Annotated in this window: 14 protein-coding genes and 1 tRNA gene; 5 read left to right on the forward strand and 10 right to left on the reverse strand. The window is 58.8% G+C overall.

Features of this window, described 5'->3' with window-relative positions:
- Positions 1-16: 16 nt before the first annotated feature.
- Positions 17-1,102, reverse strand: a complete 1,086-nt coding sequence (locus tag ACR0DJ_RS15850) for a glycosyltransferase family 4 protein (protein ID WP_480686291.1) — start codon at positions 1,100-1,102, stop codon at positions 17-19.
- A complete protein-coding gene (locus ACR0DJ_RS15855) occupies positions 1,092-2,264 on the reverse strand; it encodes an MFS transporter (protein ID WP_425079417.1) in 1,173 nt (390 codons plus the stop codon). The genes ACR0DJ_RS15850 and ACR0DJ_RS15855 overlap by 11 nt, the downstream gene beginning before the upstream one ends.
- Before the next feature lie 141 nt (positions 2,265-2,405).
- Here ACR0DJ_RS15855 and ACR0DJ_RS15860 point away from each other — a divergent pair, with 141 nt between their 5' ends.
- Positions 2,406-3,548 (forward strand): DUF3095 domain-containing protein, encoded by a 1,143-nt coding sequence (locus ACR0DJ_RS15860; protein WP_425079416.1) that lies wholly within the window; start codon positions 2,406-2,408, stop codon positions 3,546-3,548.
- A gap of 4 nt (positions 3,549-3,552) precedes the next feature.
- Here ACR0DJ_RS15860 and ACR0DJ_RS15865 read toward each other — a convergent pair whose 3' ends face one another.
- Complete coding sequence (locus ACR0DJ_RS15865; RefSeq protein ID WP_425079415.1) at positions 3,553-4,323, reverse strand: HpcH/HpaI aldolase family protein; 771 nt, start codon at positions 4,321-4,323, stop codon at positions 3,553-3,555.
- A gap of 233 nt (positions 4,324-4,556) precedes the next feature.
- On the opposite strand from ACR0DJ_RS15865, the gene hpaR reads away from it, so the two are divergent.
- A complete protein-coding gene (gene hpaR / locus ACR0DJ_RS15870; protein WP_480685597.1) occupies positions 4,557-4,991 on the forward strand; it encodes a homoprotocatechuate degradation operon regulator HpaR in 435 nt (144 codons plus the stop codon).
- A gap of 608 nt (positions 4,992-5,599) precedes the next feature.
- Entirely contained in the window at positions 5,600-6,298 is a 699-nt protein-coding gene (locus tag ACR0DJ_RS15875) for a fumarylacetoacetate hydrolase family protein (RefSeq protein ID WP_480685598.1), read from the forward strand.
- Positions 6,299-6,301: 3 nt separating this feature from the next.
- Here the strand turns inward: ACR0DJ_RS15875 and ACR0DJ_RS15880 are convergent, their stop codons facing one another.
- Positions 6,302-7,522 carry a winged helix-turn-helix domain-containing protein gene (locus ACR0DJ_RS15880; RefSeq protein ID WP_480685600.1) on the reverse strand — a complete coding sequence of 407 codons (1,221 nt, stop codon included), beginning with the start codon at positions 7,520-7,522 and terminating at the stop codon, positions 6,302-6,304.
- The gene (locus tag ACR0DJ_RS15885) at positions 7,519-8,544 is read right to left on the reverse strand and encodes a LacI family DNA-binding transcriptional regulator (protein WP_170345755.1); all 1,026 of its coding nucleotides are present in this window, start codon (positions 8,542-8,544) and stop codon (positions 7,519-7,521) included. The genes ACR0DJ_RS15880 and ACR0DJ_RS15885 overlap by 4 nt, the downstream gene beginning before the upstream one ends.
- 115 nt (positions 8,545-8,659) lie before the next feature.
- Here ACR0DJ_RS15885 and ACR0DJ_RS15890 point away from each other — a divergent pair.
- A tRNA-Arg gene (locus ACR0DJ_RS15890) sits at positions 8,660-8,736 on the forward strand.
- A gap of 464 nt (positions 8,737-9,200) precedes the next feature.
- Here the strand turns inward: ACR0DJ_RS15890 and ACR0DJ_RS15895 are convergent.
- The 5 genes from ACR0DJ_RS15895 to ACR0DJ_RS15915 are packed head-to-tail and all read right to left on the reverse strand — an operon-like array spanning position 9,201 to position 14,964.
- Positions 9,201-10,217, reverse strand: coding sequence for an Ldh family oxidoreductase (locus ACR0DJ_RS15895; protein ID WP_480685601.1), 1,017 nt, complete (start codon positions 10,215-10,217; stop codon positions 9,201-9,203).
- Between the two features lie 11 nt (positions 10,218-10,228).
- Complete coding sequence (locus ACR0DJ_RS15900) at positions 10,229-10,858, reverse strand: DUF3726 domain-containing protein (protein ID WP_480685603.1); 630 nt, start codon at positions 10,856-10,858, stop codon at positions 10,229-10,231.
- Complete coding sequence (locus ACR0DJ_RS15905; RefSeq protein WP_480685604.1) at positions 10,855-12,543, reverse strand: hypothetical protein; 1,689 nt, start codon at positions 12,541-12,543, stop codon at positions 10,855-10,857. The genes ACR0DJ_RS15900 and ACR0DJ_RS15905 overlap by 4 nt, the downstream gene beginning before the upstream one ends.
- Before the next feature lie 4 nt (positions 12,544-12,547).
- Positions 12,548-13,522 (reverse strand): dipeptidase, encoded by a 975-nt coding sequence (locus ACR0DJ_RS15910; RefSeq protein WP_257599782.1) that lies wholly within the window; start codon positions 13,520-13,522, stop codon positions 12,548-12,550.
- A complete protein-coding gene (locus ACR0DJ_RS15915; protein ID WP_170345750.1) occupies positions 13,522-14,964 on the reverse strand; it encodes an aldehyde dehydrogenase family protein in 1,443 nt (480 codons plus the stop codon). Before ACR0DJ_RS15915 ends, ACR0DJ_RS15910 begins: the two co-directional genes overlap by 1 nt.
- Before the next feature lie 103 nt (positions 14,965-15,067).
- Here ACR0DJ_RS15915 and ACR0DJ_RS15920 point away from each other — a divergent pair, with 103 nt between their 5' ends.
- The gene (locus tag ACR0DJ_RS15920; RefSeq protein WP_480685605.1) at positions 15,068-15,961 is read left to right on the forward strand and encodes a LysR family transcriptional regulator; all 894 of its coding nucleotides are present in this window, start codon (positions 15,068-15,070) and stop codon (positions 15,959-15,961) included.
- The last annotated feature ends 87 nt before the right edge of the window (positions 15,962-16,048 follow it).

Here is a 16,048-nt window from a genome sequence, read left to right on the forward strand (position 1 = left end):
CGAATTGACGTCGATTTTAACCCGAATGCGCGTTTTCGCCTGTGTTCAGCAAAGACCGATAGACCCGCACGATGGCCTCGGCCTCACCTTCGATTCGAAAATGCTGCTCGACACGCTGTCTTGCGGCCTGACTGGATTGCACCAGCTTGTCCGGATCGCTCAGCATCTGTTCCAGTGCTTCGGCCAGTGCCCCGGCGTTGTCCTTTTCGATCAAGCGGCCGGTTTCCCCGTCCTCGATCTGGGCGCTGAACGCGCCAACCCCGTGGCAGGCGATTGCAGGCACGCCGGAAGCCATCGCCTCAAGCGGTGTGAGGCCGAACCCTTCGTGACGGGCCGGGGCCACGAACAGGTCAAGGGCGCGGTAGGTTTCAACGATCTCCTCCCAGGGACGCTCGCCCAGGAAGTGCACCCGGTCCGACAGACCGGCAGCTTTGAGTTTGGCCTCCTGTTCCCGTTGGAACGCTTCAAATTCTTTGGTGGCGCGCCCGGTGAATATTATGCTGGCGTCGGGATGGTTCGGCAGAACCTCGATCGCCGCATCCACCAGCAGATCGACGCCTTTCTGAGGTCGAATGCGCCCGAAACACCCGATCAAGGTCCCTTCTGGCAGCCCCAGTTTCTGCCGCAGGGCGGTTTTGTCCTCGACCGGGTGAAACAGTTCGGTGTTCACACCGTGCATGATGACGGTTGCGGGATGTTCCAGAAACGACGCCGCTTGCGGCGTTGTGGCGATCAGCGCATCCATCTTCGAGATCAGCCACTTGGTGAACCCCGAATGATTTCGTTGCGCAGCCGAAGTGAACAGCAGTTTCAGATTGCGTCGCAGCACATGTTTCAGAAACAGACCCATCAGCATTTCGGTATTGCGCCGCGCATGCCACACCCGGGGCGTCCTGTTCGAAAGGAATGGAACTTTGATCAATCGGATGTGGGGCAGATCATCCGGCAGGCCGGGTCCCGTGGCAACGATCCCGATCATATGCTTCTGGATCGGCAGCAGGCGGATGACGGTTGTGGTGACGCCGGAGAGGCTGTGTTTCAGGTTCGGCGCTATAACCTCGATTTCCTGCACGGCTTGCTCCGCAATTGCTTCAATCCACATTATCCCGGCTGAATAGATAAATCACGCAACCGATGGCAAGGGTTACCGCAAAAAACCCGAATATCGCGGTATAGGGCGCGGTTGTCCCGATCTCAGCGGTGGCGGCATGAATGCGCCCGGTGACAAATTGGGCAATGCCGACCCCTCCGATCCCGAAAAGGTTCAACAGGGTCACGCCTCGGCCCACCAGATGGGGGGGGACGAAGGCCCGCCCATGGGCCATGATGACCGGAAAGCTGGCCCCGGTGAACCCAATGACGGCCAACAGCAGAACGGACAGCCATGTGGTATGGTCAATCCACACGCAAAGCAGGGTCAGCGCCACCACGCCCAGCACGTTGCCCGTGAAGATAACCCACTTCCGAGTGCCAAATATGCGATCCAGCGGTCCGTAGACAAAGGTACCGACAATCATCGCAGACCCCATGACCAGTGTCGCGGTGCCGATCTGGGTGGTGCTAAGCCCGAAGACATCGTTCAGATACGGCCCGGCCCATAGCCCGCGCAGCGCGGCAGAGGGCGCATAGGCCACCAGCATCAAGGGCATGATCAGCCACAGTGCAGGCTCTTTCAACAGGTCCAGCAGCGTACCCTTGTGTTCCGTATCAACCTTCGCGGGATCACGCAGGCTCAGCCAAATACCCAAAGCAATCGCAGCAGATATCACGGCCAGCCCAACCATGGTGGCGCGCCATCCCATCCATTCGACAGCAAGCGCAGTCGGATAGGAGGCCACGAGATTGCCCACCGAGCCGACGCCCAGCATGACGGCGGCCAGTGTCGCGAATTTCGCGGGCGGGTATTCGCGGGCAAAGATGAAATAGGATGCCATCAGAACCGGAGAGCACCCGACGCCGATCAGGCCCATGGCAACGCTGACATGCAACGGTGAGGTCGCGACCGCAAAAATCGCGGATCCTCCTGCACCACCAACCAGAAGAAGCGCGGCTGCGGTCAGCCTGGGCCCAACCTTGTCCAGCGCCCAGCCAACCGGGATTTGCATTGCAGCGAACACAAGAAACCAAAGGCCCGACGCAAAGGCCAGATCTTCGGGTGTGGCGCCGATGTCGCGTTCAAGATCCAGGCTGAGCACAGCCAGAAATGCACGGAAAAACTGGCTGAGCACATAGCCCAGGCACAAAACCACCAAACCCGCCTGCATTTCCCGCCTCTTTTCCGCTCATCCGAAGGGAATGCTTGGCACGCAATGATGCAACGCACAAGCATGTGTACTATGTTTCAGTAGCAGGACTTGGGCCGCATTCCGGCTATCATTGTCAGAAGTTTGATTTCGAGGGGGAAAATGAAAGACCTCCATTCTGCATTTTATGAAAACCTGCCCCTGTTGCGGGATTTCACCCGCCTGGCAGACCCGGCGCAGTTTTCGCCGGTGCCCGACGACTGGTTTCTGGGGGTCGCCGACATTGTCGATTCAACCGGCGAGATCGCACGGGGACGATACAAAACCGTCAACACCGTTGGGGCTGCCGTAATCTCGGCGATGATAAACGCGATGGACGGCAAGTTGTTTCCCTATGTCTTTGGCGGCGACGGGGCGGCGTTTGCGGTCCCCCCCAGCGAAGTTGAAGCAGCGCGGGATACTCTTTCAGCTTTGCGGCGCTGGGCGGAAGAGGAGTTTTCCATGCCGTTGCGTGCGGCGCTGGTATCGGTGGCGGAAATCCGAAAAGCGGGCAGGGACTTGCGTGTCGCCCGTTTTGCTCCGTCCTCCGGCGTGGATTATGCCATGTTTTCTGGCGGAGGATTGGCCTGGGCCGAGGCAGAGATGAAGGCGGGTCGTCATATGATCGCGCCTGCCGAACCGGGTGCGCAGCCGAACCTGACAGGCCTGTCATGCAGATGGTCCAACAGCCCGGCGCGGCATGGTCAGATCGTGTCACTGGTTGTTGAACCCACCGCGTCAGCAACTGAACGCGATTTTGCAGACCTTTCGCAATTGGTTCTGTCTGCGTCAGAAGAGCTGGAGCGCGCAGGTCACCCGGTGCCGATGAATGGTCCGCCCATGACGTGGCCGCCCCCCGGCCTCGACATTGACGCGCATGTTTCGCGCAACGGGAGAAATTTGTTTTTGCACAAGCTCGTTCTTCTGATTCAGAACCTGCTGATTGCGATACTCTTCAAGACTGGTAAAAAGCTGGGACAGTTCGAACCCGAACATTACAGGAATATGGTCAGCAGCAATGCCGATTTCCGCAAGTTTGATGACGGTCTGAAGATGACATTGGATTGTGATCCGGCCACTTTGCGACAGATCGAACAGATGCTGGAAGAAGCGCGCGGGCGCGGCAAAATCCGATACGGTCTGCACGTGCAGGACGAGGCGATGATGACGTGTTTTGTCCCGTCGGCCACGCGGGACGATCATGTTCATTTCGTCGATGGTGCCTCGGGCGGATACGCCCAGGCCGCAGCGGCCATGGTCCGTTGAACGTTCAGTCGGCTTTCCATCGTGCGGCGAGATCACGTGCCGTTTGCGTCAGCAGCATCACATCAATGCCAACCGCCAAGAACTGTGCGCCCATATCCAGATATGCCTGCCGGGCCTCGTCATTTGTGGCCAGAATGCCCGGCGCTTTGCCTGCGGCCTTGATCCGGGTCAGTGCATCGCCGATAACCTCTCGCACCTCGGGCGCCGCACTGTTGCCCTGATGGCCCATATCGGTCGACAGATCGGCAGGGCCAATGAATACGCCATCCACGCCGTCAACCTCCAGAATGTCGTCCAGAGCAGCCATTCCGGCGCGGGTTTCAACCTGCAACAACAGGCAAATCTCCTGATCTGCGGTCTGAATATAATCTCCGACCGATCCGTACATCGTCGCCCGCGATGCCATCGCGCCCACGCCGCGGACACCGGCGGGGGGATAGCGGCAGGCCCGAACCAGCTCTTGCGCCTGCGCGGCGCTTTCCACGATCGGAACCAGAATGGTCTGAGCACCCGCATCCAGAACCATCTTGATCAGCCAAGTCTCACCCACGGGGACCCTCACAACCGCATGAGAATTGCTTGCTTCAAGGGCCAGAAGCTGGTCCCGGATCGACCGGATATCGTTAGGGGCATGCTCTCCATCGATTACCAACCAATCAAAACCCGCGGTTCCCATCATCTCGGCCGCTACGGGCTCCGCAAAGCTCATCCAGCACCCGATCTGCATTTCTCCCTTTTTTAGAGCCTGTTTGAACGCGTTCTGCTGCGCAGCCATATTGTTTCCTTTTGTTGCAAAACCTTCGGCGCGACGTGGTCGCGAAAGTGGCCGTTTCCTCATCTTCTTCCGTGGCACGAAATTGTCCAGTTTTAATGCAATTTGGCGTCATCGGATCGACGGCGGCAAAGGCGCGTCACGCAAGGGTGGCGACATTCCGGCGGTTCTTGTGCTTCAAACCGAAAACTGAGGGTTCCCTTGCGTAAATCACGGATTTCGGCGATAATTTTGGCATGACCGACGACCTCCCACTGACGTCGCGATCTTTGCCTATTGCGCTTTTGCGGGCGCGGGAAAAGGTTATGGGACCCATCCGAGCAATGCTGGCCGACGCCTGTGTCACCGAACAGCAGTGGCGCGTATTGCGGGTTTTGAATGAAGAAGGCCCGCAGGAGCCCACGCATATTGCCGAACGAGCCTGTCTATTGTTGCCAAGCCTGACACGGATATTGCAGAAGTTGGAGCATCGCGGCCTGATCTCCCGACGATGCCATCCAGCGGACCGGCGTCGCCAGATTGTCGAGATCGGCGAGCGTGGCGTTCAGATCATTCACGCCAATCAGCCCGCCAGCATGGCGCAGGCGGAACGCATTCGGTCCCGCCTGGGGCCGGAAAAACACGAACTGTTGCTGGACCTTCTGAACGAGTTGAACGACCTGGATACCTGATGCCGGTCGCAAAACACTTGTGTCATCTGCCAGGACCCCGCCGGAGATTCTAGGGGCGATCTCCGACGGGGTGGCCAGACTTGGATTTGGGTTAGGCCTGGCCTGAGGCCGGTTGCGTCACGCCTTGCCTGACGGTCCGGCCTGCGCATCGGAGTATATGGCGAGCCGGAAATGTGGCTCTGATTAGGGCTATTTGGCCTTTGGGGGAAAGGCCTTGCACCCATGCTCTCCGAAACAGACTTGGGCAATTGCCGAACGAAAACCGGTCCCGCAAGGGATGACTTTGCGTCATACTGGCCGAATGCCTCCGCATGCGCGGTGTTTTGCTGCCTTCGCACCCCTCAAGATGGATGCACCCTGCAATTCCAATTCAAAACCTAGCCCGACTTGCGCCAGAGCCAAGTTAATTTCCGATCTGCCCAAGTTCCGGTGCATCAATAAAGACGGATGTGAAGCTGCTTTGGAACGGCACTGGCCGTTCAGGTCAGAATTGAGCAGGTTCGCGCTGAAACAACTCGTGGATACTGGCGAAATCCAGCGTGCATTCCCCGCTTGCTGGCAGCTCTGGCAGGCGTAAGATGGCAGCGATGAAAAATTCAGGAACCACGATGTCAAACAGCCTGTTTTCCCTTCCCGATCCCTTAACCATCCCTGTCGTCGGCGAGACAGCCGGGTACCCTGTCGGTCGCATTTTCTGCGTCGGGCGAAACTATGCCGCGCACGCAGCAGAGATGGGGAATGAGGTGGATCGCGATGCGCCCTTCTATTTCACCAAGTCCGCGCCAAACGCGATCCTGTCCGGCGCGACGGTTCCGTACCCGGCGGGGACGAAGAATTACCATTACGAAATGGAGCTGGCGCTGGCAATCGGAAAACCGGTGTTTCGCGCCTCCGGCGCGCAGGCTTGGGATGCGGTTTATGCCTATGGCTGTGCGCTCGACATGACCCGCCGCGATCTGCAATTCCAAGAACGGGACAAACAGCGTCCTTGGGATCTGGGCAAAGATGTCGAAAACGGAGCAGTCTTCGCGCCGCTGACCCCTGCCACAAACTGGTCGCCTGACGATGCCAAACACATCCGGTTGAGCGTGAACGGTGAACTGCGCCAGGACGCTACTTTGGAAGAGCTCATCTGGAAGATCGATGAAATCGTCAGCCATCTGTCCGGTTTCTACCATCTGCGCCCCGGCGATCTGATCCTGACAGGTACACCGGCCGGCGTAGGCCCGGTTGTGCCCGGCGACGTGATAACAGGAGAGATTGACGGGCTGGAGCCGATCGAACTGACACTGACTGACGCGGAATAAACCCTATTTAGGGTCTTTCAGCCAGCCCCTTGCGAATTCGACCTGTTCAACGCCTGCCAGCCGGCGTATCCGCTCCAGCTCGGCGTTCAGGCGGCGGCTGCGGGCGTCAGACCATCGCACCCCGCGTTCGGGCCAGAGTGCCTTGACATGCAGCAGGTCGCGATCGCGATGCGCCTTCATGTCGATCCGGCCGATCAATCGATCACCTTCAAGCAAAGGGAAGACGTAATACCCATATGTCCGCCTGGCTTCGGGCACGAAAACTTCGATGCGATAGTGAAAGCCAAACAGCCGCTCGGCCCGGTTTCTGTCCCGAAGCATGGGATCAAACGGGCTGAGCACTCGGATCCGTCCGGGCGGTTGCGGCAAGTCGGCCGCCCGATCCATCAAATCAGGGCGGGCAAAGGTTTTGCGCAGGCGTCCATCGGCGCAAGTGATTTCGATCTCTTCGATGTTTCCCTGAGCCAACGCCGTGGCACACCAGTTTTTGGCTTCGGCGGCGCTGACCGTATCCCAGAACGCGGCCAGCTCTCCGGACGTGGCAAACCCCAACCGGTCCAGCGCTGCGTTGCACAGCCAATCCACGGTCGCCGTCGCATCACAGGCCATGTTCCCGGGGCACAGGCGGGTTTCAATCACACGTTCAGTCAGATCATAGCGTTTCTTGAACCCATCGCGACCCACGACGGTCAGGGCCCCGGAACGCCACAGAAACTCCAAAGCGGTTTTTGACGGGTGCCAGTCCCACCAACCGCCCGAGCCTTTTTTTTCATCCTTGCCAACGTCTGACGAACACACTGGTCCATGGTCGCGGATGTGTTTCAAGACAGTCTCAAACTGCTGTTCGAACCCATCCCGCCGCCAGTTCTTCCATCGCGCCTTCAAGAGATCCGCATCACGCTGAAAGCGCAGATGCCAGTGCGGATAGAATGACATCGGGATCACGGCCGCATCATGTGTCCAGTGTTCGAACAGCGCTTTTTCCCTTTCATAGAGCCTTTTCAGGTTGGCGCTGCGATACGCAGGCCGTCGGGAAAACAGGATCATGTCATGGGCGCGGGCAACCGTGTTGATGCTATCGAGCTGCACGAACCCCAGCCGCTGGACAAGGTCCAGAAGCCCGGCGCCCTTGGCCGCGCCCGCGGGCTGTTCGGCCAAAGCGTGACGATCCATGAAAATGGCCCGGGCCGTCCGATTGTCGAGCCGTTTCAGGGGGGTGTTCATCGTCGTTTCAGAGTATCGCCATAGCTGATCTTGGGGGTCAGGGTGACCCGTGTCTCGATTTCAGACTCCGGATCCTTCAGGCGTTCAGCGATGATCTGTGCGGCCTGACGTCCTATGTCCAGACGACAGGCATCCATCGTCGCCAGTTTTCGCGGCAGACCCTGCAAAAGTTCCACGTTGTTGAACCCGGCCAGACCGATCTGCCCCGGAATATCCACGCCCTGTTCCAGCAGGTACAACAGACCACCAGCGCCGATCATGTCGTTGGAATAATACAGGAAATCCAGATCTGGCGACCGTTCAAGCATGGCCTGCGTCATCTCGCGCCCTTTGGCCAGGGCAGAGCCGCCGGAATAGAACTCGCGATCTTCGATCTCGATCCCGTGTTTGCCCAGCACTTCGGTAAACCCTTCAAAGCGTTTTCGGGCTCGGTGATCCAGCGGCATCTTGGTACCCATGAAGCCGATATGCTGATACCCGGCCTTCAGAATCGCCTGCGCCATCTCGCGCCCGGCCCGGCGGTGTGAAATGCCCACCATCGCGTCGACAGGTTTGCCGTCGGTATCCATGATCTCGACCACGGGAATGCCCGCTGAATCCAGCATGGCGCGGGCCGCGTCGGTGTGTTCCAGCCCTGCAATGATCACGCCCGAGGGGCGCCACGAGAGCATCTCGTACAGCACTTTTTCTTCTTTTTCGGGCAGATAATCCGTCACGCCTACCACGGGTTGTAACTCGGTATCTTCGAGCACCTGATTGATGCCGGTCATAACCTCGGGAAATACCATGTTCGAAAGCGAGGGGATGATTACCGCGACCAGGTTGACCCGGCTGGATGCCAGCGCGCCCGCGATCTTGTTGGGGACATATCCCAGCTCTTTGGCGGCGGCCAGAACGCGGGTGCGGGTGGCGTCGGAAACATCCCCCCTGTTACGCAGAACCCGGCTCACCGTCATCTCTGAGACACCGGAAGCCTCGGACACATCACGAAGGGTAAGCGGGCGTTTGGTTTCACTGTTCACGGGAGGCACCTGCGTAGTTGTTTTGTCCGATGCTAGCGTGAACAGGTCGGTGTGTACAACAATTGTGCAAAGGCGATGACAACCCGGAAAATCCCGGTTACAGAAGGCAGCGCGCGGCCCCGTGGCTCAACTGGATAGAGCAGCCCCCTCCTAAGGGGCAGGTTGCAGGTTCGAATCCTGCCGGGGTCGCCAGTTTTCCCAAATGCCCATTTTGAGGACAAATATTCCGTGGTGTGGCAATACGGTGGAGTTACACCAACAATCCACACCACATACGAACAAACTCTGAGGAGCGGAAGGAATCCCGAGCGGCCATGCGGTGTGGTGAAACATGACGGGTTTGGATCTGGCCGGTTGTGTCAACACCAGCACATGACGACAGCCGATAGGACGACCGTGGGACATCGGTCCTGTCGGGTTTCAACGCGTTGCCAGTTTTTTTGTCTGCCGAACGTTTTCGCGCGGCATGGATCTCGCCATATCGGATTTCACACGCGACTTGCGCTTTTTGCGCCCGGGATACAGGCGCATATCCCGTTGCCTTTCAACGCGCCTGCCAACCAGAGACAGGCAAACCCTTTGACCGAATTGTCCGGTGCAGTCTTGGGGATCGCCACCACTTGGCAACTGCACTCAATGGGCGGTGAACCCGTCGCCTAGCCGGAGCCCAAAATCGCTTCAATCTTTGACAGGGTTGCGGAGTTCACCGCGACTCCCGCTTTGCCTGACGAAAGCCGGTTCTTGCGGCGGCCATCACCGGGCAGATGCGCGCCGTCCTGAGATCTGATCGACTCAACCAGAGTTGCCATGGCATTTGAAAACAAACCTGCGGACGACGCCACGGGATCAATCGCAATGAAAAACTGCCCTGTCTTTGGGGGGCCACCGGCCGTTCCGGAAAAAGGCGATGCGTTCAACCCAAGTGTAGATCCCGTAAGGGCAGCGGCCATGACTTCGGTCAGCAAAGCAACACCCACGCCTTTGTAGCCGCCGGACGGGGCCATGCTGCCTTTCAGACCGACGTTAGGGTCCGTTGTCGGGTTGCCGTCGGCGTCCAGCGCCCATCCGACGGGAATGGCCTTTCCTTCCCGTGCATGCTTCATCACTTCGCTTTTGGCGATGGTGCTGGCGCTTTGATCAATCAGCAGTGCGGGTTGACCATCCGTACCCGGTGCCGCGATCGAGAAAGGATTGGTGCCAACAACAGGTTTCGATCCGCCCGAAGGTGCGATGGATGCTGGCGCATTGGTGAACCCCAATCCAACCAGCCCTGCCTGGGCCAGCCGATACGTGTGATAGCCAAGCACACCGCAATTGTAGCTGTTTGTAATCGCCAATGCGGCGATGCCCTGTTCCTGAGCCGCTGGGATCAGCGCCTCGAAACCCAGATCAATGGCTGAATGTGCAAACCCGGTTTTGGCATCGACGCGGATGAGGCCCGGACGCGGGGTTTCAAGGGCGGGTTTTGCCTGACCGTCCACCTTGCCGCATTGAACATGCTCGCAATAGATCGGGATATACGCCAGCCCATGGCTGGCCACGCCGTCCGCTTCGGTCGCGGCTGTGGCAACAGCCAAAGGGCGCGCGTTTTCTTCGCTTGTGCCGGCGGCAACCAGCGCATTGAATGACAGCTCTTCTATTTCGGCAAGCGAGAGAGTTCTGGTTTCGGTCATCGGGTGGTCCTTCAATCGTTGTCTGACAAGCCTGAACCAGCGCCAAGCAGCCGGGATTCTTCAGTTGCGGGGGCATAGGTGCGATGCGCCACAGTGTTGAGGAATTGCCACGCCCCCGGATCCGGGTCAGCGCGGCTGTGCAAGGAACGGGTGGGTCTGATTTGGTCGATTTCGGTTATCCCGACGCGGTTTGCCCTGTCCATTCCGAATTCTTCACAGCTGAGATGAACACCATCAGTGGTCGTGGAAACCCCGTCCAAAGTGATTTCCACAGTCGATTTTCGCTTTTTCGCCATGGTGGCGACAAAGGGCAGCAACAGAAGAGGTGCGGCAACATTGGAAATCAGAACTTTGCCCTGCGACAGGGCGTTCGGGAAATCGGATAATACCGATCCGGTCATAAGGGGGCACAGATCCCGGGCGCCGGACCACATGCCGTCCCGGGCCTCTGGGATGTGATGTTCCAGGTGGGGCGCAAATTCCTGCTCAAGCAACTGGGCCAGGATCGCAGGCCCGTCAAACCCCTGGATGCACAGCCATCGGGTTGCTTTCGCGGCTTCCTCCGCCACACCCCAGGCATATCCAGCCCCACGGGTTGCGCGTTTGGCGGTGGCTTCCACTTCGTTCAACGAGAAGGTCATTGCGCAACCTCCGGATAAACCCAAAGATCGGCGTTCGCGGTGTTCAGCTCTTCCGGGTAGGGCGCGCCCGCATACATGCAGATACGCACCCACCGATCCGAACGCGGGTCGAAATGCGTCGCCCCAAAGAAGGACAGTTTGGCGCGCAGCATATCAATGGGCATCACCTGCGCGCTGATCGTGTTGTCTCGAATTTCACCGTAGGGAGCGATACGGCTGATTTGCGCGCGGCGCACGCTGTGGCGGTGTTCCGGATGGCGCAACAGAAACTCTGCTATCGGCGCGTCATCAGGCCAGTTCTGTAACGCTTCGAAAGCCAGAGTTGCATCCCGCGCCGGTGCAAGAGGTTGTTCATAGTCCGAGATCGGCTCTTCGAACCGCTCCCCCAGCCGGGGTTCCAGCTTTTCTTCGGATACGTACCAGGCCCGCGCGCAGTTTTCGGCGGCGGCCCAATCAAGGTTCAAAGCCCAGTCAAAACTGTTCCGGATCAACGCACGCACCGCCGATACCGGCATGGTCCCATCAATCACCTGTGCAGAGGCGTCGGTGTCTGCCATGCAGCTCGCAAGCCCGTCAACAAGCGCGCCGTAAGGTTCAAGGATCAAAGAGGCCAGCAGCTCCTGACCTTCTTCGGTCAGCGTGGTTTCGGACCAAAGGATCAGACGGTTCCAGGGGTGGTCCTGTGTCAGGTCATCCTTGGCCAGATACTCTTCGATTTTATCCAGATCCGAATTCAGGGCCGCCAGCTTTTCCATCTGCACCGGGTGTTCAGATCGCCACCAGGAGATTGACTGTTTGCAGCGTGCAAAGACATCGCAAAAGACACGTGCTTCATCTGCCGAAGCCGTCCCAATGGACCGAACGCGCGAGATTGCTTCTTCGCGCACCATGATCCAGTTGTTGAACAGTACCGGGTGATTGACGATGAACGGGGCCATACCCAGGCCGGTCGAATTCCCGATGCCCAGCCAGCGCGCGATGTCTGGATCAAGCTCTGCGGTCCGATCCCCGCCTTTGACCTGCGCCATATGCTGTACCAGATCGCGCACAAAGGCGCGGGTCAGATAGACTGACAGCATCTCGATCTGGAACGGACCACTGACTTCGGCCCGGCCGGCTGTCTTTTCCCGGTCTGCTGCGCCAAATTTGCCCGACCCATAAACGGCCGTGGTCCGCATCAGGTAACCGACTTTGTAGATCTGTTCGAGATCGGGTTGCTGCCCCGCCGCAAGACGATCCACTACATGTGTCCAAAGCCGCACGGAACGGTTGGCCCGAGACAGGGACAATTCGGCTTCGCTGACACGTCCGGCTTCTTGCAACGGAACATTCTGCGACAGACGGTCGATATCCTGTGCCGTTGGAATGCCGTCAAACAACGCAAAGGTGGCATCCCAGGCCTCGGCAATCACCCGGTCAGATCGCTGTTCGGGGGGCAGGTCATGGGCAAAGGCGACCAGCGAATAGGCCCGATCGGGGCCTTGCGCGGTATAGACCGCATGGCCCACACCCTTGTTGTCAATTTCAAACGCAGGGCGCGAAAAGCTCCAGTTTTCTTCGGCCATGCGGCGCGTCAGTTGCCGCATAAAGCTGAGCCGGCATTGGTGCAACGATCCCAACCGTGACAGCCGCATGACCGTGGATGGGTCACGTCTGGCGATCTCTGTCTGCGCGTGTGGTTCCATTTGGTTACCTTTGTGGGACGAAGTTCTCGGCAAAGAACCGGTACCAGTTCCTGCCCATGATCCCGGCCACTTCGTCATCGTTCAGGCCGGTCGCGCGTAACCCTTTTTCGATGTTGCCAAAGTCTCGGTTGTCCTGAAACCAGCCCGGCATTGGTGGGAATCCCGGAGCCGAGGCCGAGCCTTCGCCATAGTCGATTTCTTTTGTCCAACGCCCCACACGCATCCATTCCACGACGCTGTCGGGCTGATCCTGACACAAGTCAGTGCCGATCCCCAGGTGTTCGGCCCCGTATTTGTCGGCAGTGCGGGCGATCATTTCGCAGAAGCTCTCCAGCGTGCAATCGGACTTGTCTTTCAGGTGGTGAGGGTAGACCGAAAAGCCCAGCATCCCACCTTTTTCCGTTACCGCGCGGATGACGTCATCCCGCTTGTTGCGCAGGGCCGGGGACCATTCGTGCGGATTGGCATGTGTAATCGCGATGGGCCGGTCCGAGACTTCAGCCGCCTCGATCGTGGAACGGTCTGCCGAATGGCTCATGTCGATCACAAGGCCCACGCGGTTCATCTCTTTGATGACCTGCTTGCCCATGCGGGTGATGCCGGTGTCTTCGGCCTCGTAGCAACCGGTCGCCAGCAGGGATTGGTTGTTGTAGGTCAGTTGCATGAACCGCGCGCCCAGATCGTGCAGGATTTCGACCAGCCCGATATCGTCTTCAATGGGCGACGGGTTCTGAAATCCGAAAAACACGGCGGTCCGGCCCGTTTCGCGTGCCGTGTCGATGTCGCTGGCCCACCGGCCTTTCATGATCAGATCCGGGTATTGCTCGAACCAGCGGTTCCATTTCTCGAAATTCAGAACCGTTTCGCGGAAATTCTCATGATAGGAGATGGTGACGTGGATCGCGTCCACGCCCCCTTCGCGCAGCTGGCGGAAGATCTTTTCCGACCAGTTGGCATATTGCAGGCCGTCGATCCGCATCAGACGGGGCCGGCGCTGATATAGGCGGTTTTGACGGTCGTGTAGAACTCGGCTGCTGCTTTGCCCTGTTCGCGGGGACCGTACGAACTGTCACCCCGACCGCCGAATGGCACGTGGTAATCGGTGCCTGCGGTGGGCAGGTTCACCGTCACCACGCCGGTGCGTGCGTTGCGGCGGAAATGGGTTGCGCGAGCCAGCGACTTGGTCACGATGCCCGAGGTCAGGCCGAAATTGGTGTCGTTCACGACGCTCAGCGCCTCGTCATAGCTGCCGACCTTGATGACACTGGTCAGCGGTGCGAACATTTCTTCGCGGTTGATGCGCATATCGTTGGTGGTGTTCAGGAACACCCCCGGCGACATGTAGAAACCGTCATGGGGCATCTCCAGCCGCTGACCACCACAGGCCAGCTCGGCGCCTTCGGATTTGCCCAGATCGACATAGGCGAGGTTTTCATTCAACTGCTGCTGGCTGACGACCGGACCCATCTGAACGCCGTCCTCCAGCGCGTGGCCGACTTTCATCGCCTGTGCACCGGCCACCAGCTTTTCGACGAAGGCATCATGGATGCCCGCGTGGACGACCAGACGCGACGAAGCCGTGCACTTCTGACCGGTGCCGCCGAATGCCCCGCCCAGCGCCAGCGTCACCGCCAGATCCAGATCGGCATCGTCCATCACGGCCAGCGCGTTTTTGGACCCCATTTCCATCTGCACCTTGGTCAGGTTCTGGATGGCCGCAGCAGCAATGCCTTTACCCACGGGAACCGATCCGGTGAATGAAATCGCATTGACCTTGGGGCTTTCCACCAGACGCTGACCGATGGAACGGCCCGAGCCCATCACCAGGCTGAACAGACCCTTGGGGATGTCTTGCCGCGCGATGATTTCGGTCAGGGCCACGGCCGAGGCAGGGGTGATGTTGGCGGGCTTCCACACAACCGCGTTGCCATAGCAAAGCGCCGGGGCGATCTTCCACGAAGCCGTTGCGGTGGGGAAGTTCCACGGGCTGATGATGGCAACCACGCCAACAGCCTCGCGGCGCACGTCAACCTCGATGTCCGGGCGCACGGAATCGGCGTTCTCTCCGATCTGTCGCAGACATTCGGCCGCATAGTAGGTGAAGAACTGACCGGCGCGGTAGACCTCGCCCTTGCCCTCGGCCAGCGGTTTTCCTTCTTCACGGCTGAGCAGAGTGCCGAGTTCCTCGGCGCGGGCCATCAGTTCATTGCCGATGGCGTTCAGTACGGCCTGCTTGCGCTCCAACCCGTAAGCCGCCCACTCCAACTGTGCCACACGCGCCTGATCCAGCGTTGCCTCAAGCTGATCGGCACTGGCCTGCGCGAACATACCGACCAGATCGCTCAGGTCCGATGGATTGCGGTTTTCAATTTCGCTTTCGCCCGCCAGCCATTCGCCGGCAATCAGATTCAGTTTGGTCACGTCAGGCCCCAAGTTCGCAAAGTTCAGTCTGCGAAAGAATGGAACTTGCTGCCGATATCAGTCAAACTAAAATAACTTTAGAAAACTTCAGAAAGATTGAAACATGGCCGTGAAAGTGGAAATGCTGCGGTGCTTTTGCACCGTGGCCCAAACCGGAAACCTTGCCGAGGCAGCCAGCCGTCTGGGCCGGACACAATCTGCCGTCTCAATGATGCTGAAACAATTCGAAGAGCATCTGGGCAAGAAACTGTTTGAAGGCGAACGGAAAAACCACCTTTCACCGCTGGGTCAGCAAGTTCTCGACCTCGCACTCAAACAGGTGCGGGATTTTGATCAGGCCGTTCAGAGCATTGAACTGGCGGCACAGGCCGAGCATGGGTTGATCCGTATCGTATCCGTGCCGTCCGTGGGGGCGTTGGTCTTTCCTGCCCTGCTGGATCATATGACGTCTCGCTTTCCCGGCCTGAAGATCGAGTTGCGTGACGGAGATTCGCTGCAGGTTCTGGATGCGGTTGCCGGCGACACGTCTGATATCGGCATTGCGTCCGGCCATCATCCACTGAACGGGGTCAGTGCAGAGCCGCTGTTTCAGGATCGCTTCGGGCTGGTTGCGGCGTCGGATCATCCGCTGATGACGCGGGCAGAACCGCCAGCCATTTCGGATCTGGTGGCTGAGCCTTTCGTTCGAAACGCCCTGTGTGACTTTATCGAGTCCGCGCCTTTCCGAGAGATTCTGGACGGGGCCGAGGTTACCATTCACAACACGCATTCCCTGATCACGACGGTCAGAGCAGGCCAATGGATCACGGTCCTGCCGCAGACCGTCGCGCAATTCATCCCGGACGCAGTTGCCTTTCGTCCGATTTCGGATTTGCCGGACAGGCGCGAGGTGTATCTTTATGTCAGGGAACGAGCGCGGTTTCGAGAAATCTCCGAGGCCTGCCGTTCATTTGTCCTGTCGAGCGGGTTTGGAAATGCAAGCCAGGTGAACGCATGAAAAATGGATTAACCCTGCTCAAAATCACGAATTAATTTGGTTTTTGCAGACTCGGGCCCGCTGCCATGCTAGGCTCTCGCTTGAAGT

The organism is Ruegeria sp. BF10, from assembly GCF_056538725.1.